The sequence below is a fragment of the Stenotrophomonas sp. MH181796 genome (assembly GCF_009659995.1).
GTDB lineage: Bacteria > Pseudomonadota > Gammaproteobacteria > Xanthomonadales > Xanthomonadaceae > Stenotrophomonas > Stenotrophomonas riyadhensis.
In genome coordinates, this window is record NZ_RAHU01000003.1 from 550824 (window position 1) to 574899 (window position 24076).

Annotated in this window: 19 protein-coding genes; 9 read left to right on the plus strand and 10 right to left on the minus strand. The window is 66.3% G+C overall.

Annotated features, from left to right (window positions below):
- The first annotated feature begins 150 nt into the window (after positions 1-150).
- The gene (locus tag D5301_RS09915) at positions 151-2310 is read left to right on the plus strand and encodes a TonB-dependent receptor (RefSeq protein ID WP_110712573.1); all 2160 of its coding nucleotides are present in this window, start codon (positions 151-153) and stop codon (positions 2308-2310) included.
- On the plus strand, positions 2300-2860 hold the full coding sequence (locus D5301_RS09920) for a thioredoxin-like domain-containing protein (protein ID WP_153855539.1): 561 nt from the start codon (positions 2300-2302) through the stop codon (positions 2858-2860). Before D5301_RS09915 ends, D5301_RS09920 begins: the two co-directional genes overlap by 11 nt.
- A 68-nt stretch (positions 2861-2928) precedes the next feature.
- Here the strand turns inward: D5301_RS09920 and mntR are convergent, their stop codons facing one another.
- The gene (gene mntR, locus D5301_RS09925) at positions 2929-3399 is read right to left on the minus strand and encodes a manganese-binding transcriptional regulator MntR (RefSeq protein WP_006372477.1); all 471 of its coding nucleotides are present in this window, start codon (positions 3397-3399) and stop codon (positions 2929-2931) included.
- Between the two features lie 116 nt (positions 3400-3515).
- On the opposite strand from mntR, the gene D5301_RS09930 reads away from it, so the two are divergent.
- Positions 3516-4847: an Nramp family divalent metal transporter gene (locus tag D5301_RS09930; RefSeq protein WP_153855540.1), complete on the plus strand. Its 1332-nt coding sequence runs from the start codon at positions 3516-3518 to the stop codon at positions 4845-4847.
- Between the two features lie 330 nt (positions 4848-5177).
- Here the strand turns inward: D5301_RS09930 and D5301_RS09935 are convergent, their stop codons facing one another.
- From D5301_RS09935 to D5301_RS09950, 4 genes are all read right to left on the minus strand, one after another.
- A complete protein-coding gene (locus D5301_RS09935; RefSeq protein ID WP_153855541.1) occupies positions 5178-5504 on the minus strand; it encodes a thioredoxin family protein in 327 nt (108 codons plus the stop codon).
- Positions 5476-5943, minus strand: coding sequence for a flavodoxin (locus tag D5301_RS09940; RefSeq protein WP_153855637.1), 468 nt, complete (start codon positions 5941-5943; stop codon positions 5476-5478). Before D5301_RS09940 ends, D5301_RS09935 begins: the two co-directional genes overlap by 29 nt.
- Before the next feature lie 25 nt (positions 5944-5968).
- A complete protein-coding gene (locus D5301_RS09945) occupies positions 5969-7009 on the minus strand; it encodes a ribonucleotide-diphosphate reductase subunit beta (protein WP_087922822.1) in 1041 nt (346 codons plus the stop codon).
- 99 nt (positions 7010-7108) lie between these two features.
- Positions 7109-9472 (minus strand): ribonucleoside-diphosphate reductase subunit alpha, encoded by a 2364-nt coding sequence (locus tag D5301_RS09950; RefSeq protein WP_153855542.1) that lies wholly within the window; start codon positions 9470-9472, stop codon positions 7109-7111.
- 433 nt (positions 9473-9905) lie between these two features.
- Here D5301_RS09950 and D5301_RS09955 point away from each other — a divergent pair, with 433 nt between their 5' ends.
- Together D5301_RS09955 and D5301_RS09960 are read left to right on the plus strand one after the other, a co-directional pair.
- Entirely contained in the window at positions 9906-10883 is a 978-nt protein-coding gene (locus D5301_RS09955) for a zinc-binding dehydrogenase (protein WP_153855543.1), read from the plus strand.
- A 227-nt stretch (positions 10884-11110) separates the two neighbouring features.
- The gene (locus tag D5301_RS09960) at positions 11111-13735 is read left to right on the plus strand and encodes a TonB-dependent receptor (RefSeq protein WP_153855544.1); all 2625 of its coding nucleotides are present in this window, start codon (positions 11111-11113) and stop codon (positions 13733-13735) included.
- A gap of 100 nt (positions 13736-13835) precedes the next feature.
- On the opposite strand, the gene betT is transcribed toward D5301_RS09960, so the two are convergent.
- Together betT and D5301_RS09970 are read right to left on the minus strand one after the other, a co-directional pair.
- Complete coding sequence (betT, locus tag D5301_RS09965; protein WP_153855545.1) at positions 13836-15815, minus strand: choline BCCT transporter BetT; 1980 nt, start codon at positions 15813-15815, stop codon at positions 13836-13838.
- 195 nt (positions 15816-16010) lie between these two features.
- The gene (locus tag D5301_RS09970) at positions 16011-16391 is read right to left on the minus strand and encodes a VOC family protein (RefSeq protein WP_106468284.1); all 381 of its coding nucleotides are present in this window, start codon (positions 16389-16391) and stop codon (positions 16011-16013) included.
- A gap of 151 nt (positions 16392-16542) precedes the next feature.
- Between D5301_RS09970 and D5301_RS09975 the strand changes: the two genes are divergently transcribed.
- The 3 genes from D5301_RS09975 to D5301_RS09985 all read left to right on the plus strand — a co-directional run bounded on the left by D5301_RS09975 (position 16543) and on the right by D5301_RS09985 (position 21020).
- Positions 16543-17061 carry a sigma-70 family RNA polymerase sigma factor gene (locus tag D5301_RS09975; RefSeq protein ID WP_110712581.1) on the plus strand — a complete coding sequence of 173 codons (519 nt, stop codon included), beginning with the start codon at positions 16543-16545 and terminating at the stop codon, positions 17059-17061.
- Positions 17058-18002 (plus strand): FecR domain-containing protein, encoded by a 945-nt coding sequence (locus tag D5301_RS09980; RefSeq protein ID WP_153855546.1) that lies wholly within the window; start codon positions 17058-17060, stop codon positions 18000-18002. Before D5301_RS09975 ends, D5301_RS09980 begins: the two co-directional genes overlap by 4 nt.
- 69 nt (positions 18003-18071) lie before the next feature.
- Positions 18072-21020: a TonB-dependent receptor gene (locus tag D5301_RS09985; protein ID WP_153855547.1), complete on the plus strand. Its 2949-nt coding sequence runs from the start codon at positions 18072-18074 to the stop codon at positions 21018-21020.
- 210 nt (positions 21021-21230) lie between these two features.
- Here the strand turns inward: D5301_RS09985 and D5301_RS09990 are convergent, their stop codons facing one another.
- On the minus strand, positions 21231-21554 hold the full coding sequence (locus tag D5301_RS09990) for an SMR family transporter (protein WP_110712584.1): 324 nt from the start codon (positions 21552-21554) through the stop codon (positions 21231-21233).
- Positions 21554-21907 carry an SMR family transporter gene (locus D5301_RS09995; RefSeq protein WP_010485170.1) on the minus strand — a complete coding sequence of 118 codons (354 nt, stop codon included), beginning with the start codon at positions 21905-21907 and terminating at the stop codon, positions 21554-21556. Before D5301_RS09995 ends, D5301_RS09990 begins: the two co-directional genes overlap by 1 nt.
- A gap of 160 nt (positions 21908-22067) precedes the next feature.
- Between D5301_RS09995 and D5301_RS10000 the strand changes: the two genes are divergently transcribed.
- Entirely contained in the window at positions 22068-22919 is an 852-nt protein-coding gene (locus D5301_RS10000) for a LysR family transcriptional regulator (RefSeq protein WP_153855548.1), read from the plus strand.
- A gap of 106 nt (positions 22920-23025) precedes the next feature.
- Here the strand turns inward: D5301_RS10000 and D5301_RS10005 are convergent, their stop codons facing one another.
- Positions 23026-23946 carry a M14 family metallocarboxypeptidase gene (locus tag D5301_RS10005; RefSeq protein ID WP_153855549.1) on the minus strand — a complete coding sequence of 307 codons (921 nt, stop codon included), beginning with the start codon at positions 23944-23946 and terminating at the stop codon, positions 23026-23028.
- Positions 23947-24076 lie beyond the last annotated feature (130 nt).

Sequence of the window (24076 nt, forward strand, 5' to 3'; positions counted from 1 at the left end):
CTGTCGTCCGCGATGATCTGACCTGAGCCCTCGTCCTCATGATTGCCAGGACTCATCTATATAGCATTTGCTATATCTATGACCCTCTGCTTTCATATGCGTCAGCCAGGTCGCCCTCGCCGCCTTTCCTCTCCCAAGGACGACGCCCTCATGCCCGTTTCCAGACCCCTATCCCGCCGGCTGCCTCTGGCTGCCGCCATCGCCCTGACCCTGCCGTTGCCCGCGCTGGCAGCCACACCAAAGCCGACCGAGCTGGACCGTGTGCAGGTCAAGGTCAGCACTGCCACCCGCAGCGAACGCCTGCTGTCGGACGTGCCGATCCGCACCGAGGTGCTGCGCAAGGAAGACATCGCGCTGCGCGCGGCCACCGACTTCTCGCGCGCCGCAGAGCTGATCAATGGCCTGCGCGTGGAAAGCAACTGCCAGAACTGCAACACCAGCGAAGTACAACTGCTGGGCCTGCCCGGCGCCTACAACCAGCTGTTGTTCGATGGCATCCCGCTGCTGTCCACCTTGGGCAGTGTGTACGGCCTGGAACAGATCCCGGCAGGCTTCGTCGACCGCATCGAAGTGGTCAAGGGCGGCGGCTCGGCACTGTACGGCCCGGGCGCGGTGGCCGGTGTGATCAACCTGATCCCGCCGCTGCCGGCGCGCAGCGGTGGCCATGTACAGGCCGGCGTGGATGTACTGAAAGGCACGCCGCAGAAGAACGCCGACCTGCGGCTGGACCTGGTGGCCAAGGACGCCGATGCCGGGCTGTCGGTGATCGCCCAGCGCAACTGGAACAGTGGCATCGACTACAACGGCGACGGCTACACCGAGATCACCCGCAAAAATCTCAAGGTCGGCGGACTGCAGGCCTGGTACGCCCCCACGCCGGGCACACGGCTGCGCCTGGACCTGCAGGTGACCGATGAAACCCGCCGCGGCGGCAACCGCCTGGACCAGCCGGAATACCTGGCCAACATCGCCGAATCGCTGGATACGAAGTACCGGCGCGGCAGCGTGTCGTGGGACCAGGAGATCAATGCCGACGTCGATTTCCGCCTGGCCTATGCCTTCGCCGACATCGACCGTGACAGCTTCTATGGCGGCCTGGGCGACGTGGTCACCGATCCGTCTGCGCCGGGCTATGACCCGTCGCAGCTGGACCCCAACGTGGCCGGCAGCGCGGCCTCGCGGTCGTGGCGCCAGTACGGCCGCACCCACAATCCGCTGCACTACATCGACAGCCAGTTGAACTGGCGGTTGGGTGCGCACGCGCTGGCCTTCGGCGTGCAGTACAAGCACGAGGCGCTGCGCGACGACAACCGCAGCGGTGACGGGCAGCGGCTGGCGGTGCTGGAAGACGCCACCTTCCACAACCTGGGCGCCTTCATCCAGGACGAGTGGAGCCTGCGCGACAACGTCGACCTGGTGCTGGGTGCGCGCGTGGACAAGAGCTCGGAGCTGGACAGCGCGGTGTTCTCGCCGCGCATCGCGCTGGCCTGGCAGGCCACGCCCAACCTGAAGTGGCGCGCCGGCATTGCCACCGGCTTCCGTGCCCCAGAGATCTTCGTTGAGGATGTGCATGTCGATACGCTGGGTGGCGAACAGGTGCGCGTGCGCAACACCGACGGCCTGAAGGAAGAGCGCGCGTTGACCACCCTGTTCGGCTTCGACTGGCGATCGGACCCGGCCAATCCGGTGTGGAGCTGGGATGCCACCGCCTCGTATGCGCGCATCCGCGACACCTTCGCACTGGGCGAGATCCAGCGCGGCGATGACGGCCAGCTCAGCCAGCTGCGCTACAACGCGTCCGGTTCCAATGTGCTGGGCGCGGAAACCAACCTCGGCTGGCAGCCGTCGCCGCAGTGGCGCTTGACCGCGGGTGCCTCGTGGTACCGCTCGCGCTTCCGCGAACCGCAGCGCATCTTCGACGACACCGGCGACGGCGGCGACACCGTGATCGAAAGCCGCGACTACCTGAAGACCCCACGCTGGACCGGCCTGGCCCAGCTCAGCTGGATGCCCGCCGAGCCGTGGGAGACCTTCGTCGCGCTGCGCCACACCGGCCCGATGTCGGTGCTGAACAACCGGCTGGGCGAACTGCACCGCACGCGTTCATTCCTGGTCACCGACCTGGGTGCGCGCTGGCACCGTCACCTGGGCGCGCAGGCGCAGCAGGAAGTGTCGGTGGCCGCGGGCGTCAAGAACGTGTTCGATCAGCGCCAGAAGGATCTGGAAGTCGGCGCGCTGCGCGACAGCGACTATGTCTACGGGCCGCGTTTCGCGCGCTCGTGGTACGTCAACCTGCGCTATGCGTTCTGACCCACTACGAGCGTTGTTGCTGGCCTGTGCCGTGCTGCTGGCCGCACCGGCGATGGCTGCGGACCTGCATGCGCAGGTCTCGGCCTCGCTGATGCGGCCGGAACAGCGCTCGCTGCGGCCGATGCAGTGGCCATCGCCACCGAAGCTGGTGGCGTTGTACTTCGGCGCCGACTGGTGCGCGACCTGCCATGCCTTCGTACCCACCCTGCGCAGCGTGCGTGACGCGTTGCGCGAGGCCGGCGCCGATACCGAAGTGGTGTACGTCAGCCTGGATGAAAGCGAGGCCGCGCTGCGCCGCTACATGCACGCGCAGGACATGCCGTGGCCGGTGCTGGACCCGCGCCGCGCCGCGCGCATGCCGGCACTGCAGGCGTTGGCGGGGCTGGCACCGCCGAATCTGGTGCTGATCGATGCCGACGGCGCCGTGCTGGCCAATGGCTGGCAAGGCCGACGTTATGAAGGCCTGCAGCCGGTGTTGAAGGAATGGGCGAAGCAGGCGTGTGCGCAGCAGCAGGCCCGTTGTCCCAACGCCGGCATCCAATCGCGGTAGCGCCGGGCCATGCCCGGCGAAATGCGTGACGCAACATTACGGCCGCCGGGCATGGCCCGGCGCTACCGTTACGGCGCCTCGCCCTCGGCCTTGCGCACGAACGCTTCGAACAGCGCCAGCGTCTGCTCGCTTACATGGTGCTCGATACCCTCGGCATCGCGCCGCGCGGTATCCGGGTCCACGCCCAGCGCCAGCAGGAAACGCTCCACGGTCTGATGACGCTGGCGACTGGCATGCGCCAGCGCCTCGCCTTCCGGGGTCAGGAACACGCCGCGGTACGGCCGCTGTACCACCCAGCCATCCCGGGCCAGCCGCCGCAGCATCTTCGCCACAGTGGGCTGGGCCACGCCCAGGCGGGTGGCGATGTCGACCTGGCGGGCCTCGCCGCCGTCGGCCAGCAGATCCGAGATCAGTTCGACATAGTCCTCCACCAGCTCCATCCGGTGCGCCTCGCGCACTTGCCGGAAGCTCTCGACCTGGCGCTCGGCCTCGATCAAGGGGGTGCTTTTCAGCGATGTCGAATCGTCGGTCTTGCCCACGCCTGCGCCTGTCCTTCCGGTTGTTCCGGTGTTGAACCTGAATTCTGGACCAGTAACGCGATAAAGACGATTGTTTCACATTGCTAATGACTATAGCAGGAGCTATATTCGGAGCCATGAACACCCTGGCATCCCGCGACCCCTCGGCCTCCACCCCGGCCAGCCTGGGTGCGCTCAACGCCTCGGTGGCGGTGCCCGACAAGGGCCACTGGTGGTTCCGCCTGCTGGCCTTCCTCGGCCCGGGCTACATGATCTCGGTCGGCTACATGGACCCGGGCAACTGGGCCACCGACCTCGCCGGCGGTTCGCGCTTCGGTTACCTGCTGCTGTCGGTCATTCTCATCTCCAACCTGATGGCAGTGATCCTGCAGGCGCTGTCGGCGCGGCTCGGCATCGCCACCGGCATGGATCTGGCCCAGGCCTGCCGCGCGCGTTACCCGAAGCCGGTGAACCTGGCGCTGTGGGCGCTGTGCGAGGCGGCGATCATCGCCTGCGACCTGGCCGAGGTGATCGGCACCGCGATCGCGCTGAAGCTGCTGTTCGACCTGCCGTTGCTGTGGGGCGCGGTGATCACCGCCCTGGACACGCTGCTGGTGCTGCTGCTGATGAACCGCGGTTTCCGTGCGCTGGAAGCCTTCGTGATCGCGCTGCTGATGGTGATCTTCGCCTGCTTCGTGGTGCAGATCGCGATGGCCGCACCACCGGTGATGGCGGTGCTGGGCGGCTTCATTCCGCGCGCGCAGGTGGTGACCGATCCGCATGCGCTGTACATCGCCATCGGCATCATTGGCGCCACGGTGATGCCGCACAACCTGTACCTGCATTCGTCGATCGTGCAGACCCGTGCCTACCCGCGCACCGATGAGGGCCGTCGCAGCGCGCTGCGCTGGGCGGTGACCGACAGCACCATTGCGCTGACCCTGGCACTGTTCATCAACGCCAGCATCCTGATCCTGGCGGCGGCAGTGTTCCATGCCAATGGCCGTTTCGATGTGGAAGACATCGAGCAGGCCCACCAGCTGCTGGCGCCGATGCTGGGCGTGGGCGCGGCGGCGACGCTGTTTGCGATTGCGCTGCTGGCCTCCGGCCTGAACTCGACGGTGACGGCCACGTTGGCCGGCCAGATCGTGATGGAAGGCTTCCTGCACCTGCGCCTGCCGCCGTGGCTGCGGCGGCTGATCACGCGGGCGCTGGCGATCATTCCGGTGGTGGTGGTGATCATGCTGTTCGGCGACCAGGGCGCGGTAAAGCTGCTGGTGCTGAGCCAGGTGGTGCTGTCGATGCAGCTGCCGTTCGCGATCATCCCGCTGGTGCGGATCGTGACCGACAAGGTGACGATGGGCGCGCTGGTGGCCCCGCGCTGGCTGGGCAGCATCGCCTGGGTGATCGCGCTGGTGATCGTGGTGTTGAACGTGAAGCTGCTGGTGGATACCTTCAGCGGCGCATAGCGCGAAATGCCTGGGACGCCGTTGTAGAGTCGAGCCATGCTCGACTCATCGCACACCGCACGAACGGCAGCCGAGCGCGGGCTCGGCTCTACAGGAAGCGGGTTCCACCCGTAGATCCACGCCATGCGTGGATGCCTTTACACGATGTGGGGTCAGAGCCCTTGCCTCTGGCAAGGGATCCGNACACCGCACGAACGGCAGCCGAGCGCGGGCTCGGCTCTACAGGAAGCGGGTTCCACCCGTAGATCCACGCCATGCGTGGATGCCTTTACACGATGTGGGGTCAGAGCCCTTGCCTCTGGCAAGGGATCCGACCCCGCCATCTCCACGCTACAGATGCAACGCGATCGCGGCCTCGATCTGCTGCGGCGACTGGAACCCGGCCAGGCGGGTACGTTCGTCGCCGTCACGGAACAGCGACAGTGTCGGCGTCTGCCGCAGCCCCAGCTCCTTGAAGAAGGCCTCGCCCAGCACTTCCAGCTGCACGCGCAGCAGGGTCGTACCCTGCCCCGCCACGCTGTTGGCCACGCGGTGCAGCGACATCTCCAGCATCCGGCACCCCGGGCACTGGTCCTTGTGGAAGTCCACCAGCACCCGCGGGTGTTCGGCCAGCAGCTGCTGGAACTGCTCAGGCGTGGTGGCGTCGATGATCTTCATCGGTGTTGCTCCAGTAATGGGCCAGGACCGCGTCGGTCCAGGCCTCGATGGCCGCGGCATGGCGAACGCCATGCGGCATCTGTTCGATCTCCAGCGGCGGGTAGTCGCTGTGGAAGTAGCGGATCAGCCGGTGCACGGCGCCGCAGTAGTACTCCTGCCCCCACTGCGTTTCGCCGGTACCGAACACCGCCAGCTGCCGTGGCCGCTCGCCGCGCTCCGCAATACCGGCCACCCACGCCTTCATCTCCGCCGGCGTGCGGCCGGCGTTGTCGGTCCAGCAACCCAGCAGCACCAGATCGGCCTCATCGGCGGCCAGTGGCGGGGCCTGGCGCAGATCGTCGGCCTCCTGCCAGTGCACGGCATGCCCTGCGGCACGGCAACGCTCGGCAATCTGCCGGCCAAGCTCGCGGGTGTTGCCACTCAATGAGGCCACCACCAGCAGGATGTGCAGCGCCGCGCCGGGCTCAGAGATCGTCGAAGCCGTTGTCGACGTTGGTCTTCTTGTAACTTGCATTGCGCATCTCGAAGAAGTCGGTCTTGGTCTCGGTGAAGTTGTCGGCGTAGGCCTTGATCCACGGCATCACGTTGTCGGTGGTATCGCTGTACAGGCGTTCGATGCCGAGCATGCCGGCCATCTTGTTGGCGCGGTACTTCACATAACGCGTCATTTCCTCCACGTCGATGCCGTCGATGCCATCCAGCACTTCCGACGACCACTGGGTTTCCAGTTCGATGGCGTGCTCGAACGCCTGGTGCACATAGGCGGTCAGCTCGTTGGTCTGCAGCTCCGGGTTCTCGCCGATGATGGCGCGGATCAGCTCGCTGATGAACTTGGTATGCGCCAGCTCGTCGCGGTTGATGAAGCTGATGATCTTGCCGGTGCCGGTCATGCGGTTCTGCCGCACCATGTTGTAGAAGTATGCAAACCCGGAATAGAAGTTGATGCCTTCCAGGATTGAGGATTGGATCAACGACTTCAGCAGGGTCTCGGCGGTCTTCTCGCGCATGAAGTCGTCGTACGCACCCATGATCGGTGCGTTGCGCTTGATGATGGTCGGATGCGTGCGTGCCAGTTCAAACACGCGGTTCTGGTTCGGCAGGTCGGTGATCGAGGCCAGCACGTAGCTGTAGCTTTCGTTGTGGATCACTTCCTGCTGGCCGATGATCGCCGCATTGGCGTGCGCGGCCGGGTCGGTGATGTACTCGGCGACGTTGTAGATGAAGCGCGTCTGCGGTGAGTCGAGCGTGGCCAGCAGGCCGATGATGGAGTCGTAGGCGTTCTTCTCGCGCGCATTGAGCTCGCCGTACTGGCGGGCATCGAGCTTCATGTCGACCTCATCGGGAATCCAGAAGTTGGTCGACAGCTCCTTGTAGGCCCGATAGAACGACGGGTACGGAATGTCGTTCCAGTTGAGGATGCCGCTGGTGCGGCCGTTGATGATGCCGGTGCTGCGGTTGGGATGGCGCGGTTCGAGGATCTTGATGCGGTCGAGGGGGGTTGCCATGGGTTTCTGCCTTCGTTCTCTTTCTATCGTGTTGCCGGCCAGCGGCCGGCACTACCGAAGATCGCGCGGTTGCCGGCCAGCGGCCGGCACTACCATTGATCAGCTGGAGCACCACTCGCATTCGCTGATGTCGATGTCGTTGGAGCGCACGTAGTAGGTGGTCTTCAGGCCCTCGCGCCAGGCACTCAGGTGCAGCTCCAGCAGGGTGCTGGCGCGGATGGTGCTGGGCACGTACAGGTTGAAGCTGATCGACTGGTCGACGTGGCGCTGGCGGCGCGCGTTCTGGCGCACGCTGGCGAACTGGTCGACCTTGTAGGCACCCTTCTCGTAGTACGGCCAGGTCTCCAGCGACAGGCCCGGAGCGGCCACCGGACGCCGGAAGTCTTTCTTTTCCTCGTAGTAGAACGCGCTGTAGATCGGGTCGATGGAGGCGGTGGAACCGGCAATCTGCGCCGTGCTCATGTTCGGCGCCACCGCCAGCAGCCAACCGTTGCGCAGGCCGTGCGTGGCCACCTCGCGGGCCAGGCTGTCCCACGCGGCGCCGCTGTAGTCGCGGTCACTGAAGTAGCGGCCGTTGTGCCAGTCGCTGCCGGCGAACATCGGGTAGCTGCCCTTCTCCTTCGCCAGCTGCGCGCTGGCCTGGATGGTCAGGAAGTTGATGCGCTCGTAGAGACGGTCGGCCAACGCTTCGGCATCCGGCGATTCCCATTGGATCGCCTGCTGCGCCAGCAGGTGGTGCCAACCGAAGGTGCCCAGACCGATGGCGCGGTACTTGCGGTTGGTGATGGTGGCCTGCGGCACCGGCAGCGCATTGAGGTCGATCACGTTGTCGAGCATGCGCACCTGGATCGGGATCAGGCGCTCCAGCACGTCGGTGGCCAGCAGGTCATCCGGCGCACTGATCGCACGGCCGAGGTTGATCGAGGACAGGTTGCAGACCACGAAGTCACCGGCGCGGCGCGTAGTCACGATCTGGTCGCCGCTGACGATCTCCTGGATCATCCGCGTCGGGCTCATGTTCTGCAGGATCTCGGTGCACAGGTTGCTGGAATAGATCATGCCCGCGTGCTTGTTCGGGTTCCTGCGGTTGACCTCGTCGCGGTAGAACAGGAACGGATTGCCGGTCTCCAGCTGGCTGAGCATGATCCGCTTGAACAGATCGATGGCCTTCACCGTGCGGCGGCTGATGCGCTCATCGGCCACCAGCTCGGCGTAGCGGTCACGGAAGCTGCCCGAACCACGCTTCTCGTCGTAGAAGTCCTGCAGGTACCAGCCCTTGGCCTGCTTCACCTCGTGCGGATCGAACAGGTACCAGTCGGCGCGGCGTTCGACCGCTTCCATGAACAGGTCCGGCACGCAGACCGAAGTGAACACATCGTGCGCGCGCAGGCGCTGGTCGCCGTTGTTGAGGCGCAGGTCCATGAAGGCTTCGATATCGCGGTGCCAGATGTCCAGGTACACCGCCACCGCGCCCTTGCGCTGGCCGAGCTGATCAACCGACACCGCAGTGTTGTTGAGCTGCTTGATCCACGGCACCACGCCACCGGAGGAATTGGCCACGCCACGGATCGGCGCGCCGCTGCTGCGCACATAGCCCAGATAGGCACCCACACCACCGCCGTGCTTGGACACGCGGGCGATATCGGTGTTGGAGTCATAGATGCCCTGCAGGCTGTCGTCCACCGTGTCGATGAAGCAGCTGGACAACTGCCCACCCACCTTGCCGGCATTGGCCAGGGTCGGTGTGGCCACCGTCATGTACAGGTTGGACAGCGCCCAGTACGCCTCTCCGACCAGCTGCATGCGCCGCTCGCGCGGCTTTTCCTCCTGCATCAGGTACAGCGCGATGGTCAGCCAGCGCTCCTGCGGCAGTTCATAGACCTCGCGGCTGCGGTCGCTGGCCAGGTAGCGCGTGGCCAGCAGATACAGGCCGTTGTAGGCGAACAGGCGGTCGCGTTCCGGATCGATCATCTCGCCGGCCTGCTGCAGCTCTTCCTTGGAATAGCAGCGCAGGATGTCGTTGCTGTAGATGCCGCGGTCGGCCAGGCTTTCCTGCAGGCCCACGTAGGAACCGTACTTCAGTCCAACGTCGTAGAAGCGGTTGCGGCTGGCGCGCTTGTACAGGCGGCGCAGGTAGATGCGCGCGGCGAACTGCTCCCACTCCGGCGCGACCAGGTCCACGCGCGATTCGGCCTCGCGGATCAGCAGATCGACCAGGTCATCGGCGCTGATGCTCGGTTTGCGTTCGACCATCGCCTGCACTACGCGGCGGTAGTCGCTCACATCCAGCTGCGGGAACTCGGCATGCACGGCGTCGATGCTGCGCTGCAGGCGCTCGGCCTCGAACGGCAGGCGACGGTTGCCGGCCTCCTTGGTGATCCAGGTCGGCACGCGCTCGCCACCGGCGCGCAAGGCGTCGCCAGCGCCGGCCAGATCGGCCACGCGGAAGGTACTGTCGGTCATGGTGGTGAAACTCCAGGCTCGCACGCGCGTTGGCGGTCGATGCCATGGCGGCCCTGCACGCGATACCGGCGCACGGGGCGGTCGGGGTGGGATGCCAAAGCGCGGGAACACCAGATCGTCGGCAACAGCCTGCGCCTGCGGCCGGTATCCGGGCCGTGGGGGCGATCTGGGTCCGCACGATGGCGGCCGCGTCGACACGGCAAGCCTTCAGGGGCGGGCCGCGGGACGTTTGCTGCATGTCCGGCGGCGGCGGCTGACCGGGAGTGACGGACACAACATAGTGGGGATATTCCAACCCGTCAACACAAGATGCGGTAATCAATACCTGTCGCGACGATCAGTCGCAGGATGCCGTGTTGCACCTGCGGCGCCTTGTCGACAACGCCTGCGTCCCCAGTTCGGTACAACATCAACTTTCCCCGGAACACCGCCCATGCGCGCTGCCCTTTATTCTTCCTTCGGCGATCCGGCCGATGTCCTGGCCGTCGGCGAAACAACCCTGCCCGAGCCCGGCCCGGGCGAGGTGCGCATCCGCACCGTGCTGGCCTCGATCCACAACCACGACCTGCTGACCGTGCGCGGCCTGTATGGCTACAAGCCAACGCTGCCGGCGATCGGGGGCAGTGAAGCACTGGGCGTGGTCGATGCACTTGGCGACGGCGTCGACGGCCTGCAGATCGGCCAGCGGGTGGCCGCCGCCTCGGTACACGGCACCTGGGCTGAGGCCTTCATCGCACCGGCTCGCATGGTGATTCCGATGCCGGAGGCGATCCCCGACGAAATGGCCGCACAGCTGATCGCGATGCCGCTGAGCGCGCTGATGCTGCTGGAGTTCCTGCACGTCGAGGCGGGCCAGTGGATCGTGCAGAACACCGCCAACGGCGCGGTGGGCAAATCGCTGGCGATGCTGGCGCGGGCGCGTGGCGTGCATGTGGCCAACCTGGTGCGCAATGCCGATGCGGTCGCACAGTTGAAAGCGCTGGGCATCGATCATGTGTTCGACACCTCGGTGGACGGCTGGAAGGATCGCGTGCGTGAGGCGACCGGCGAAGCGCAGGCCGCGGCCGCGGTGGATTCCATTGGCGGCGACGCCAGCGGCGATCTGGTCGACCTGCTTGGCCACCATGGCACCTTGGTGTCGTTCGGCGTGATGAGCGGCGAGCCGATGCGCATTCCCGCCGGCGGCCTGATCTACAAGGAAGCCACGGTGAAGGGCTTCTGGGGCAGCAAGGTCAGCCAGGCGATGGCGGTGGAGGACAAGCGCCGGCTGGTTGGCGAACTGCTGAAGCGCGCGGCGAGCGGCGAACTGACCCTGCCGGTGGAGCAGATCTTCGCACTGGACGACATCGCCCAGGCGGCAAAGGCCGGTGCGGGTTCGGGCCGCAACGGCAAGGTGCTGCTGCGGCCTTGATGGCCGGACAACCGGGGTCAGATCCCTTTCCGTTGGAAAGGGATCTGACCCGCAGCAGGAGTGCGGACCAACGGTCCGCACCCACCGAAGCACAGACCGCCCCACCGAGGCCACAGACTTTCGTTAAGAACCTGTGATGTATAACTGAATGCGCTTTCGTCATTGGAAGGCGCATGTATCTGCATGCGGTACTGACGGCTCCTCCCCCGTTTGGCGTTGTCGCTTCCATGTACCGCACCACCCTGAACCTGCTTGCCGGCGCGATCGCGCTGGGCCTCTCCGCCGGCGCTGCCGGCGCCGCTGAAACCGCCGACACCGGCAAGGACAGCACCACCCTCGGCACCGTGCTGGTGACCGGCTCCAACATCAAGCGCAGCGATACCGCCGGGCCCAACCCGGTGCAGATCGTCAGCCGCGAACAGATCGAACAGACCGGTCGTTCCACCCTCACCGACGTGCTGCGCAACCTGTCGGCCAACGCCGGCAACAGCTTCGACGAGCAGTACACCGGCAGCTTCGCCGCCGGTTCTGCATCAATCGGCCTGCGCGGCCTGTCGCCGAAGAACACGCTGGTGCTGGTCAACGGCTATCGGGTCTCCAACTTCGGCTTTGCACTCAATACCCAGGACACCTTCGTCGACCTCAATGCGCTGCCGATCAGTGCGGTCGAGCGCATCGAAGTGCTGAAGGACGGTGCCTCGGCGGTGTACGGCTCCGACGCCATCGCCGGCGTCATCAACATCATCCTGCGCAAGAACTTCCAGGGCGTGGAAGTCGGCGGCGGCTTCGGAACCGCCACCCAGGGCGGCCTGAACGAACGCAAGGCCAACCTGCTGGCCGGCTTCGGTGATCTGGAACAGCAGGGCTGGAACGTGCTGTTCGGGCTGGACCTGCTCAAGCGCGACCGCCTTGATGGCGATGACCGCGCCTATACCCGCAGCGGCGACTTCCGCGACAAGCCGGGCGGCCGCCTGGCCGGCTGGTCCACTGCCGGTGGCAACTGGCTGAGCAACCCCCGTGCACCGCAACCGTTCGCCAACTGCCCCGATGGCAGCCAGCTGCGTCCGTACAGCGACTTCGGCAGCACCCTGCCCGGCCAGGCCTGCGCCTTCAATGCCCAGCCGTTCAAGACCCTGCAGCCCGGCGCCGAGCGCCTGCAGGCGTCATTGAGCGCGACCTACCGCTTCAGTGACAGCATCGAAGCGTTCGCCGACGTCCTGTACAGCCACAACAAGGCCGACCAGAACTTCAGCGCGCCGCTGACCGTTGGTCCCGGCCTGCGTGCCTACAACCCGGCCACCGGCACCCTGATCGACGTACCGGCGGTGCTGCCGGTCGGCCACCCGAACAACCCGGGCAGCACGCCGCTGCCGTTCGAGTACACGTTCTTCGACCTCGGCCCGCGCCTGAAGGACAACACCCAGGTGTTCTACCGCGCCCTGGCCGGCGTGCGTGGTAGTGGCGAACGCTGGGACTGGGAGGTGGCGGCGCTGACCTCGCAGAGCGCGCAGCGCGAATACGTCGATAACTTCGTTAACCGCTACGCGTTCGAACAGATCCTGCGCGATGGCAGCTACAACTTCCTCAATCCGTCCAGCACGCCGGGGGCGCTGGATGCACTGCGCCTGCAGACCAAACGCCCCGGCTGGTACAAGCTGCACTCGCTGAACGTGAAGGCGTCGACCACGCTGTGGGAGCTGCCGGCCGGTGCGGTCGGCTTCGCCTGGGGCGCCGAGTTCCGCAAGGAATCACTGGACGCGCGTACCAGCGCGCAGGTGCTGTCGGGCACCGAGCTGCGCCCGGCCATCAACGTGGTCAACGGCGAACGCCAGGTCAGTGCCGCCTACGCCGAACTGAGCGTGCCGCTGCACCGCACGCTGGAACTGCAGCTGGCCGGTCGCGGCGACCGCTACGATGACTTCGGCAAGGCGTTCTCGCCGAAGGTGGCATTGCGCTGGCAGCCGCTGGACAGCCTGCTGCTGCGCGGCTCGTTCTCGCGTGGCTTCCGTGCGCCGTCGCTGCCGGAGATCGCGCCGGGCCAGACCGTCAGCTACGGCTCGGTGATCGATCCGTTCGACCCACTGCAACCAGGCGGCAGCCGCGGCGTGACCAACATCCGCACCGGCAACCCGGACCTGAAGGCCGAGCGCTCGCGCAATTTCAACGTGGGTGCGGTGTGGTCGCCGGATGGCGATACCAGCATCGGCCTGGACTGGTACCGCATCGAACAGGACAACCTGGTCAAGCCTGACAGTGCGCAGTTCATCGTCGACAACCCGACCCTGTTCCCGGGCCGCGTACAACGCGAGAACGGCCGCATCCAGTTCATCACCAACCAGTACGCCAACCAGGGTGAGCTGACCACCTCGGGGCTGGACCTGGACGCCAGCCGTACCTTCCGCACCGACGGTTGGGGCAACTTCACCGTGGCCGGCAGCTGGACCCACCTGCTCAGCTTCAAGCAGCCGCTGGTGGCCGGCCAGGCGCCCTATGACGGCGCCGGCAACAACCGCCACGGCGCACTGCCCCGAACCCGCGGCACCACGTCGTTGAACTGGGCGGTGGGCGACTGGAGCAGCACGCTGAGCCTGCAGTACGTGAGTGGCTACGACCAGCGTGTGGCGACGGCCACCAGCAACCCGGGGTTGCGCGACCGCATCAAGCCGTATCACCAGTTGGATCTTTACGTGGCCTACGACGGTATTCCCAACACCACGCTGTCGCTGTCGGTGCTGAACCTGACCGACAAGGACCCGCCGTTCGACCCGGCCGGTGGCTCCAATGGTTTCGACATCAGCCAGTACAACCTGCGCGGGCAGTTCGTCTCGCTGGGGGCGCGCTACCGGTTCTGATGCGATATCGGGGCGGCGGTAATGCGCCGCCCCATTTGTGCTGCCGGCCAGCGGCCGGCACTACCACCGACCGCCGGGGGGGATGCCCGGCGGTCGTGCATCAGCGGCTCAGGTGCAGGAACTGCAGGTGCCGTTCGTACTGGCTGATGATGTCGTTGATGATCTGCTTGCGGCTGTAGCCGACCAGGTCGTAGTCCTGGCTGCCTTCGAACAGGTGCACTTCAGCGCGGTAGTAGCGCTGGTTGCGCAGCTGCTGTGCGGCGAACGACGGCGTCAGGTAGCCACTCAGGATCACCCGGTACAGGAAGTCCTGCTGCTCGCCGTGGTTCACCGACAGCTCCATGTCGCCAGCCTCGAAGCGCGTCGCCACGTCCCAGCCCTGCCCGCGTAGCTGTTCGGCCACCGCTTCCATCGCCGGCTTCACCGTATCGTCCATGAAGCGGTAGACCTGGTCGCGCACCGGGAAGTGCATGGCCTGGCTCAGGCGCTGGCGCCAGCCCTGGTGGTGGCGGTCGTCACCGATCAGCGGCGAGGGCCGGTACTGCAGCGCGCGCTTGCGGTGCGATTCGTCACTGAAAGCGCGGGTCAGGCCCCACATCATCAGCAACAGCACCGCCGAGAACGGCAGCGAGGCCAGCACCACTGCCGATTTCAGCGCATCGATGCTGCCAGCCAGCAGCAACCCAGCGGTCAGCACCGCGATCACCGTGCCCCAGAACACGCGCAGCCAACGCGGACCATCATCCTCCGGCGCCCCGCCATGCGAGGACAACGTCGACAACACCACGGCCCCGGAATCCGCCGAGGTCACGAAGAAGATGAAGCTGACCAGCACCGTCACCGCGATCACCGTGCGGCTCCACGGGTAGCCATCCAACAATGCATACAGCACCGTCGGTGGATCATCCACCGCCAGCTGTGCCAACTGCTGCTGGCCGTGGTGCAGCACCTGGTCCAGCGCGCTGTTGCCGAAGATCGACAGCCAGGCCAGGGTGAAGCCCAGCGGGATCAGCAGCACGCCGAACACGAATTCGCGGATGGTGCGGCCACGTGAGATGCGCGCGATGAACAGGCCGACGAACGGCGCCCAGCCGATCCACCAGGCCCAGTAGAACACCGTCCAGCCGCCCAGCCATTCCGGTCGGCCGCCATAGGCGTACACATCGAAACTCTTGCCGACCACGCTGCCGAGGTAGTCGCCCAGGTTCTGCATCAGCGTGCTGAACAGGTACTGCGTCGGCCCGGCAAACAGCATGAACAGCACCAGCGCTATCGCCAGCAGCATGTTGATGTTGGCCATCCAGCGCACGCCCTTCTCCACGCCTGAAACGGCCACGGCCACCGCCGCGCCCATCATGCTGACCACCAGGATGATCTGCACCAGGTTGGAGTGCGGGATGTTGAACAGGTGCGACAGGCCGGCGTTGAGGTGCAGCACGCCGAAGCCCATGTCAGCGCCGATGCCGAACACGGTGGCGACAATGCCCAGCGCGTCCACGGTGTAGCCGATCGGGCCATTGATGCGCTTGCCGATCAGCGGGTACAGCGCCGAACGCAGCGCCAGCGGCAGGTTGTGGCGATAGGCGAAGTAGGCCATCGCCATCGCCGCCAGCGCGAACACGCCCCACCCATGCAGGCCCCAGTGCAGGAACAGCAGCTGCATGGCCTGGCGCGCGCCGGCCTCGCCTGCGGCCGGATCGCCTTGTGGCGGCTGCAGGTAATGGGTCAGCGGTTCGGAGACGCAGAAGAAGAACAGGGTGATGCTGATGCCAGCGGCGAACAGCATGCCGGCCCAGGAAAGGTAGCTGAACTCCGGCTCGTCATGGTCGGCGCCGAGCTTGATGCCACCGTACTTGGACAGCGCCACGCCGACCACGAACACCAGGTACAGGGTCATCGCCAGCAGGTAGTACCAGCCGACATTGAGTGCGGCCCAGTCCTGCGCCTTGACCAGAAGGCGGCCCGCACCGAGCGGGAACAGGCTGACGAACAGCGCGAACGCCACGACAACGATCGCCGCGAAGGCGAACACAGGTCGAAGGGTGCGCACCGGGGATTGTTGCGGCTCCAGTACTTCCATGGGGCGGCGTTCTCCGGTAGATCAAAGGGTTAGCCGACCGATTCTGGCTGAACCGCAGTGGACAGAGCATGAAGTTGCGGCCTGTGGTCGCAGGCTCGACCCACCATTCCGTGTTATCACGCGCGCGCCGAACCGTACCTGCGAGCACAGCCGCGCGTGGACCGCGTGCATCGCGACCACGCGCGTACTGTCCAATCACGACATCACATGCACCGCGCACAGCTTGTTGCCATCCGGGTCGCGCAGGTAGGCCAGGAACAGCTGGCGCCCGGCCATGGTGCGGATGCCGGCCGGGTCTTCGATGGCGGTGCCGCCATGGGCCACGCCCGCATCCTGCCAGCCACGCACGGCCTCGGCGCTGTCGAGGGTGAAACCAATCGTGCCGCCGTTGGCATGGCACGCCGGCTGCCCATCGATCGGTGCAGTGACGATGAACATGCGGCCGTCCTTGAAGTACACCAGCCGACCCTTGTCATCGAAGACACCCGGACGGGCGCCCAATGCGGTGAACAGGGCATCGTAGAAGCGATGCGCGACGTCCATATCGTTCGTTCCGACGGTGATGTGACTGAACATGCGGGCACTCCTTGTGGAAAGACCGCAGTGTCGGCGAGCCCGGCGGGCATCGCAAATGCACGCCTCCGGCCTGCTGCCACGTGCGCAGGGTTTGTCGTACACCGCTCGATCACCCTATAATGGGAATCATTCTCATTAATGATCGATGCCGATGGCCGTGCCCGCCGCCTCCAGCACCGCGCTGGCGGGGTTCTACCGCGAACACCATGGCTGGCTGCTGGGCTGGCTGCGCCGCCGCACCCACAACGCCGACTGCGCTGCCGACCTGACCCAGGACACCTTCCTGCGCCTGCTCAGCCGTCGCGTCGATCCGTCCGAACTGCGCCTGCCGCGCGCTTACCTCAGCACCATCGCGCACGCCCTGCTGGTCAACCACTGGCAGCGCGCGGACCTGGAGCGCGCCTACCTGGCCGCACTGGCTGCGCAACCGGAGCCGGTGCACCCGTCTGCGGAGGAACGCGCACAGGCACTGCAACTGCTGCATGCCATCGCCGACATGTTGTCTGGCCTGGCCGAACGCCCACGCCGCGCGTTCCTGCTGGCACGACTGTCCGGATTGGGCTATGCGGAGATCGGCCAACAGCTGGGCGTGTCCGAGCGCATGGTCAAGAAGTACATGGCGCAGGCGATGCTGCATTGCCTGCGCCTGTCCGGCGATGCCACGGCATGAATGCCGCATTGGCCAGCCCGGCACTGGAGCAGGCGGCAGCGTGGTTCGCGCTGCGCCAACAGGGCTGGAGTGACGGCGACCAGCAGCGATGGCACGCATGGCTGCACGCCGATGCCCGTCATGCCGATGCGTGGCACCGGGTCGAGTCGGTCTGGCAGTCCTTTGCGCCCCTGTCGGCACCGGCTGCTGCCACGGCGCTGGATGCTGCCGGACGTCGCCGCCGCCGCGCGCTTCGCAGTCTCGGCGGCGCCCTCGGCATCGGTGCGGTTTCACTGCTGGGCCTGCACGGGCTGCGTGAACAACACGGGCTGCAGACGCAGCGCACCGCTGCCGGCCATACCAGGCACTGGACGCTGATGGATGGCAGCCAGTTGTGGCTCAACGCCGACAGTGAAGTCACGATCGACATCGGCAGCGACCGCCGCGCCCTGCATCTGCTGCGTGGCGAACTGCTGCTGCAGACCGGCCACCACCCTGCATTCACCAGCCTGCCGCTGACCGTGCATGTGCCGGGCGCACGCCTGCAGCCGATCGGCACCCGCTTCGCCGTCGGTCGTGAGGCGCAGGACAGCCGGTTGGATGTATTCGAGGGCGCGGTGCGCTGCCTGCCGATGTTCGGTGCGGCGCTGGATGTGGCTGCGGGAGACGCGGTGCGGATCGGCCCGATGGGCGGGCTCACAACGGTCGCTGCCGATCCTCTGCGCGGTGACTGGCAGGACGGACGCCTGCAGGTACAGGACACGCCTTTGATCCGTGTCATCGATGAGCTGGCCCGCCACCATCAGGGCTATCTGGGTTGTGATCCGGCGCTCGCCGCATTGAAAGTCACGGCGGTAATGCCACGCCTGGACAGCACCCAGGCGCTGCAACTGCTGGCCCGCGCCCTGCCGATCCGTATCGAGCAGCGCTGGCCGTGGTGGACCGTCGTGCGTCCGCTTTGAAATTGCGGTTCCCTTTCTGCGCGCTCACCGGGCACTACAAGGGAACCCATTGCGGATGTTGCCGCCCCCATGAAACTGCCTTGCCCCTCCCCTCGCCCCCTGGCCATCGCGCTGTGCCTGGCCATGGCCTCCCCGTGCCTGCTGCCGGCCGCCGCCCATGCACAGGACACTGCGGCCGCCATTCGCTGGCAGATCCCGGCTGGCCCGCTCGACCAGGCCCTGACCGCGTTCGGCCAGCAGTCGGGCCTGTCCATCGCTGCCGATGCGCGCCTGACCCGCGGCCGCCACAGCAGCGGTGTGCAGGCCACGCTCGGTACTGACGCCGCATTGGCGCAGCTGCTGGCCGGCACCGGCCTGGTCTTCCAGCGTGATGCCAGCGGCGTGGTGCTGCAGGCGGCACCTACCGCTGAAGCCGGGGTACGCCAGATCGGCACCCTGCGCGTGGCTGGCCAGGCCGGCGAAGGCGCTTCACCGTGGGGGCTGGCCGATGCGGACGCGGTCTACCGTGACAGCGGCTCCCGCGTGCACCTGGACCATCAGCAGCTGGAACGCTTCCGCGGCCAGTCGATCGGCGACGTGCTGGCCGGTGCAGTGGGCGTGCACACCGCTGACGTTCGCAACGGCGGTGCGCTGGACGTCAACATCCGCGGCCTGCAGGGCCAGAACCGGGTGCCGGTGATCATCGACGGCGGCCAGCAGGCCATCGACGTGTACCGCGGCTATGCCGGCGTGCAGCAGCGCAGCTATCTCGACCCGGACCTGATCAGTGCGGTCAGCATCGAGAAGGGGCCGAGCCTGGCCGCCAACGCCGCCAGCGCGATCGGCGGCGTGGTCTACATGGAAACGTTGAACGTCGATGACATCCTCGACGATGGCCAGACCTGGGGCCTGCGCATGCGCGGCGGCGTGGCCGACAACAGCATCGACCGCACCCGCACCTTCAAGCAGATCGCGCGCGGCAGCGACAACCGCAACAGCCTGCGCGACCCGCGCGACTGGAATGGCAGCGTGGCGTTCGCCCAGCGTGGCGAAGACTGGCAGCTGGTCGCGGCCTATGCGCGCCGCCGCCAGGGCAACTTCTTCGCCGGCAGCAACGGTGCGCATCGCTACGACAACCAGCACCTGTCCAGCGGCGGTACCGGCATGTCCAGCCAGGCGGTGTCCAAGCTCTTCCATCCGGGCGATGAAGTGCTCAACACGCATACCAACAACGAATCCGCACTGCTTAAATTCACCTGGACGCCCAACCCGGACCAACGCCTGGAGCTGAGCCACCGCTACTTCAATTCGAGTTTCGGCGAGATCATGCCGTCGGCGATCGGCCGCGTAGGTGAGTCCAATGAATGGGTGACCTACGTGGACAAGGCCAACACCATGTTCCAGTTCGAGCCGGGAAAAATGCGGGTCAACGCCACCTCGCTGCGCCACCGCTACCGGCCCGAGGCACACCCGTGGCTGGACCTGAGCAGCACCCTGTGGTTCACCACCGCCACCAGCCGCATGTTCAACAGCAACATCGCCAACACGCCGCTGTTCAAGGACGTGCCCAACGACCAGATGCCGGATACGCTGGGCGAAACCTATGGCCCGGGCCTGCAGTCGGACGTGAAGACCCAGCGCTGGGGCGTGGACAGCAGCAACACCACGCGCTTCAGCAATGATCTGGGCGACTGGACGCTACGCTATGGCGCCTCCTTCCAGCACGAGGACACCGCGCCCAACTCACCGGTGCTGCCGGTGGATTTCAACAACAACCGCTACCTGCGCTCGGGCACGCGCCGCGAGGCCAGCGCCGTCGCCTCGCTGCAATGGCAGCCGTGGGACTGGCTGTCGCTGACCGCGGGCGGCCGCTTCACCGACTACCGCACCCGCGACCGCAACCGCGTCGCCTTCGTCAGCGAATCGCGTGACCTGCGCTACACCTTCGCGCGCCTGAGCAAGGGCGGCCAGCTGCTGCCGGGCTGGTACAAGGAGTGGTACCCGGATGCCCAGGGCAACTACACCTACGACTCGCTGCGCGCCACGCCCTATGGCGACAGCACGCTGGGCCAGGCCTACGATTTCGACGGCTTCATTCCTGATCCGCGCGGCGCCAACGGTTTCTATACCAAGCAGATTCCCACCGCCTGGGGCTACAAGCCGGCGATCCGCCGTTCCGGCCACGGCTTCGCGCCGTATGCAGAGGCGCGCTTCAACCTCGATCAGGACATGTTCTTCTACGTGAAGTACGCGCAGGGCTGGAAGATGCCCAGCCTGTTCGAGTCGACGCTGGGCAACAGCACCTCGGCGCCGGTGGCCGACCTCAAGCCGGAGAAGAACCGCTCGTGGGACATCGGCTTCAGCCTGCTCAAGCAGGACCTGTGGCGCGACGGTGACCGCCTGGCGTTCAAGGTGGCCTGGTTCAAGAACGATATCGACAACGCCATCACCCGCCGCTTCGATTCCAGCAACTGGGCGTTCTACGTCGACAACGTCGACAACTACACGGTGTCCGGCTACGAGCTGCAGTCCGGTTATGACGCCGGCATCGCCTACCTGGACCTGTCGGCCAGTTACTACCAGCGCGCGCGCACCTGCGACGCGGCCACCGCCAAGCGCCTGCGCGAAGACCCGTATGCGAAGTGGAGCAAGCTGGACACCACCCCGGACTGCGTGGACGGCGGCTTCGGCACCTCGTTCGTCAATGCACAGAACCCGCCGAAGTACTCGATCCACAGCACGCTGGGCTTCCGCCTGTTCGACAAGCGACTGGATACCGGCATCCGCCGCACCTACAACAGCGGCCCCACCCACGAACTGGACAAGCCCTGGAACACCACCGGCTCGACCGGCCTGCAGAACATCTACCTGCCGACCGCGATCTATGACTTCTACGCACGCTGGCAGTTCACCCCGCGCAGCGAAGTGGAGCTGGTGGTCAGCAACCTGCGCAACACCTACTACATGGACACGCTGGCGATGAGCCTGATGCCGGGCCCGGGCCGCACCACGCGGCTGAACTTCACCGCACGCTTCTGAGTGCTGCAGAAACAGCAACGCCCCGGGGAGATCATCCCCGGGGCGCTTGCCTGCGGCAGCTCACGCTCTGGTACATCCCAGCACAGCAACTCAGCACTGGTAGATGCCAACCTTGGTTGGCACAGCAACTCAGCACTGGTAGGTGCCAACCTGGGTTGGCACAGCAGCTCAGCACTGGTAGGTGCCAACCTTGGTTGGCACAGCGACGCGTTACTTCGCAGTACTCAGCAGCAGCACTGCAACAGTGACCAGACCGATGCCGACCCAGCCGATCGGACGCAGGCGGTTGCCGAACAACAGGCGGCCGCAGGTGGCGGTGCCGATCACGCCGATCGCCCCCCACATCGCGTAGGCGGTGGCCAGATCCATGTAACGCACGGCCTGTCCCAGCAGGGCGAAGGCGATCCAGACCATGACGATCGCGCCGACGCCCCAGCGCCAGCGGCGGAAACCTTCCGACTTGGCCACCATCATGTTGGCGGCGACGTCGATCAGCGCAGAACAGATCACGAAAAACAGGGCCAGGGTATTCATCAGTGCGCCTCCCCAAGGGTGACGCAGACGATGCCGACCACTGCCAGCACCAGGCCGGCCAGCTGCTGCAGCGACAGGCTTTCACCAAAGACGGTGAGGCCGACCACGGTCAGCAGGGTCAGGCCGAGGCCTTCCCACACTGCGTAGGCCACGCCGACGGCGATGCGGCGCACCGACTGCGCGAGGAAGAAGTAGGACAGCGCCAGCGCGCCGGCCATGATCAGGTAACCGGTCCAGCCGCCATCGCGGGCGGCATGGGCCATGAACGAGGTACCGACCACTTCGGCGACGATCGCCACGGTCAGGCAGGCCCAGGCGACCAGCGCGCCACGGGCGGGAACAGTACGGGACATGTGAAGCTCCTTGCAGGGCGGGGACCACGCCGCCTCATCAATGGATCCACGCCGAGCGTGGAGGGTCCGGAACGCCCCGCAGACGGGGGCGACGGAAGCCAGTATCATCGCCTTTTACGGTGGGATCAAAATGGATTCCATCGACAGGAACGATGGATCGATGCCCTACTCCCCTGAATCCCTGCAGGCCTTCGTGGAAGCCGCGGCGCTGGGCTCGTTCTCGGCGGCGGCGCGACGCCTGCACAAAACCCAGTCGACGGTCAGCACCGCCATCGCCCACCTGGAAGCCGACCTGGGCGTGAGCCTGTTCGACCGCAGCGGGCGCTACCCGCAGCTGACCGAGGCCGGGCGCCAGGTGCTCGGTCATGCCCAGGAAATCCTCGCCGCCGATACCCGCCTGCAGCAGTTGAGCGTGCGGCTGGCCGCCCCGGTCGAAGCGCGGCTGACCGTGGCGTTCTCCGACGTCTATCAGCTCGATCCGGAGCAGCGCGTGTTGCAGCGCTTTGCCGAGGCGTTCCCGGAGATCGAGCTGGAATGGCTGGATGCCGAGGGCGAGGACGTGCTCGAACTGGTGGGCAACGGACGCGCCGCGCTGGGCCTGCTGCCACGGCAGGAGCACTATCCGGATGGGCTGGTGGCACGGCCGCTGGCGCATCACAGCGAACTGTCGGTGTACGTGGCGCGCGAGCATCCGCTCGCCAGCGCTGGCCGTCGCGCCGCCGCTCAGCTGGCGCGGCATCGGCAGGTACGCTTGAGCGCCGAAGTCGACCAGGCGCGCGTGGTCACCGGCCTGGCCTGGACCGCCACCGACTACCTGATGGTGATGGAAATGGCCGAGGACGGCCTCGGCTGGGCCGAACTGCCGCGGGCGCTGGTGCAGCGCTATGACCGCGGGCGGCTGGTGGAACTGGTACTGCCCGGCTGGCCACGGCGCATCCACAGCGACCTGCTGTGGCGCCGCGACACGCCTCCCGGACCGGCCGCACTATGGTGGGCCGACGCGTTGGGGTGAACCGAAAAAGGGGACGGAGGGGACTAAGTCGTTTGTGGCACAAACGACTTAGTCCCCTCCGTCCCCTTTTTCAGTTGCCGGCCAGCGGCCGGCACTACCGAACCGATCAGCGATGGGCGAACGCGTAATCCAGCGCCGAGCACACCGCCGCCACCTGCGCGTCGTTGCACTGCTGCGGGGTCGCACGCGGGCTGTCCGGGTAGACCTCGGTGGTGGTGGTGTACTTCGCCCCGGTAATGCCGGCGCACAGGCCCAGCTTCACCAGCGGGTACTCGATCACGCCATGGGCCACCACCGGCGAACCGATGATCTCGCCCTTGTCGTCGGCCGGCGCGATGTGGGTGACCTTCTCCACCGCGGCGATCACTGCCTGCTGGAAGGCCGCCTGCGGGTTCTCGCTGTCGTCCACCAGATAGAAGCCATCCGGAATCAGGCCCGGCTCGAACGGCTTGCCGTCGCGCGCCGCCAGCGCCGGGCGGAACTCGCTTTCGTCGCTGTCGGTGGTTTCGTGCAGGTCGATGTGCAGTACGAACTGGCCCTGGTAGGGCGCGATCAGCTCGATGACAGCGGTCGATTCGCGGGCCGGGCCATCGGCGCGGAAATTGCGGTTCGGGTCGATCGCATCGAAGTTCCAGCGGTTGATGCGCTCGAAGCCCCACGGATTCACGCACGGCGCCACCAGCAGGTTGGCCTTGCCGGCATAGTCGGCGGCGTGCTTTTCGAGGAACTCCAGCGCGCCCATCACGCCGCTGGTCTCGTAGCCGTGCACGCCACCGGTGACCAGCGCGGCCGGCAGCGCCGGGTTCCAGTCGCGGCTGCGCAGGGCGTACAGGGTGTAGGTCTCGCCCGCGTAATCGAGCTGGCCATAGGCCACCTTGTCAAAGCGCGATGCCAGCGCTTCGATGCGCGGCAGCACCTCCTCGTCGTAGCGACGCAGGCGCTGCTGGCGGCGACGCCACGCCTCCCGTTCCGCCGCTCCCCACGGCTGGCCAGGGGTTCCGACGGGGTAGAAGGCGGCTTGGGACATGGCAGATCTCAGCGAGTCAGGAAGCAATCGCCTACTCTACCACCGCGCCATCGGCATGAACCGGAGACGCATTCCATTGGCGAATGGAATCAGCAATAATTCTCATTTACGACCTTCCGCGACCTGCACC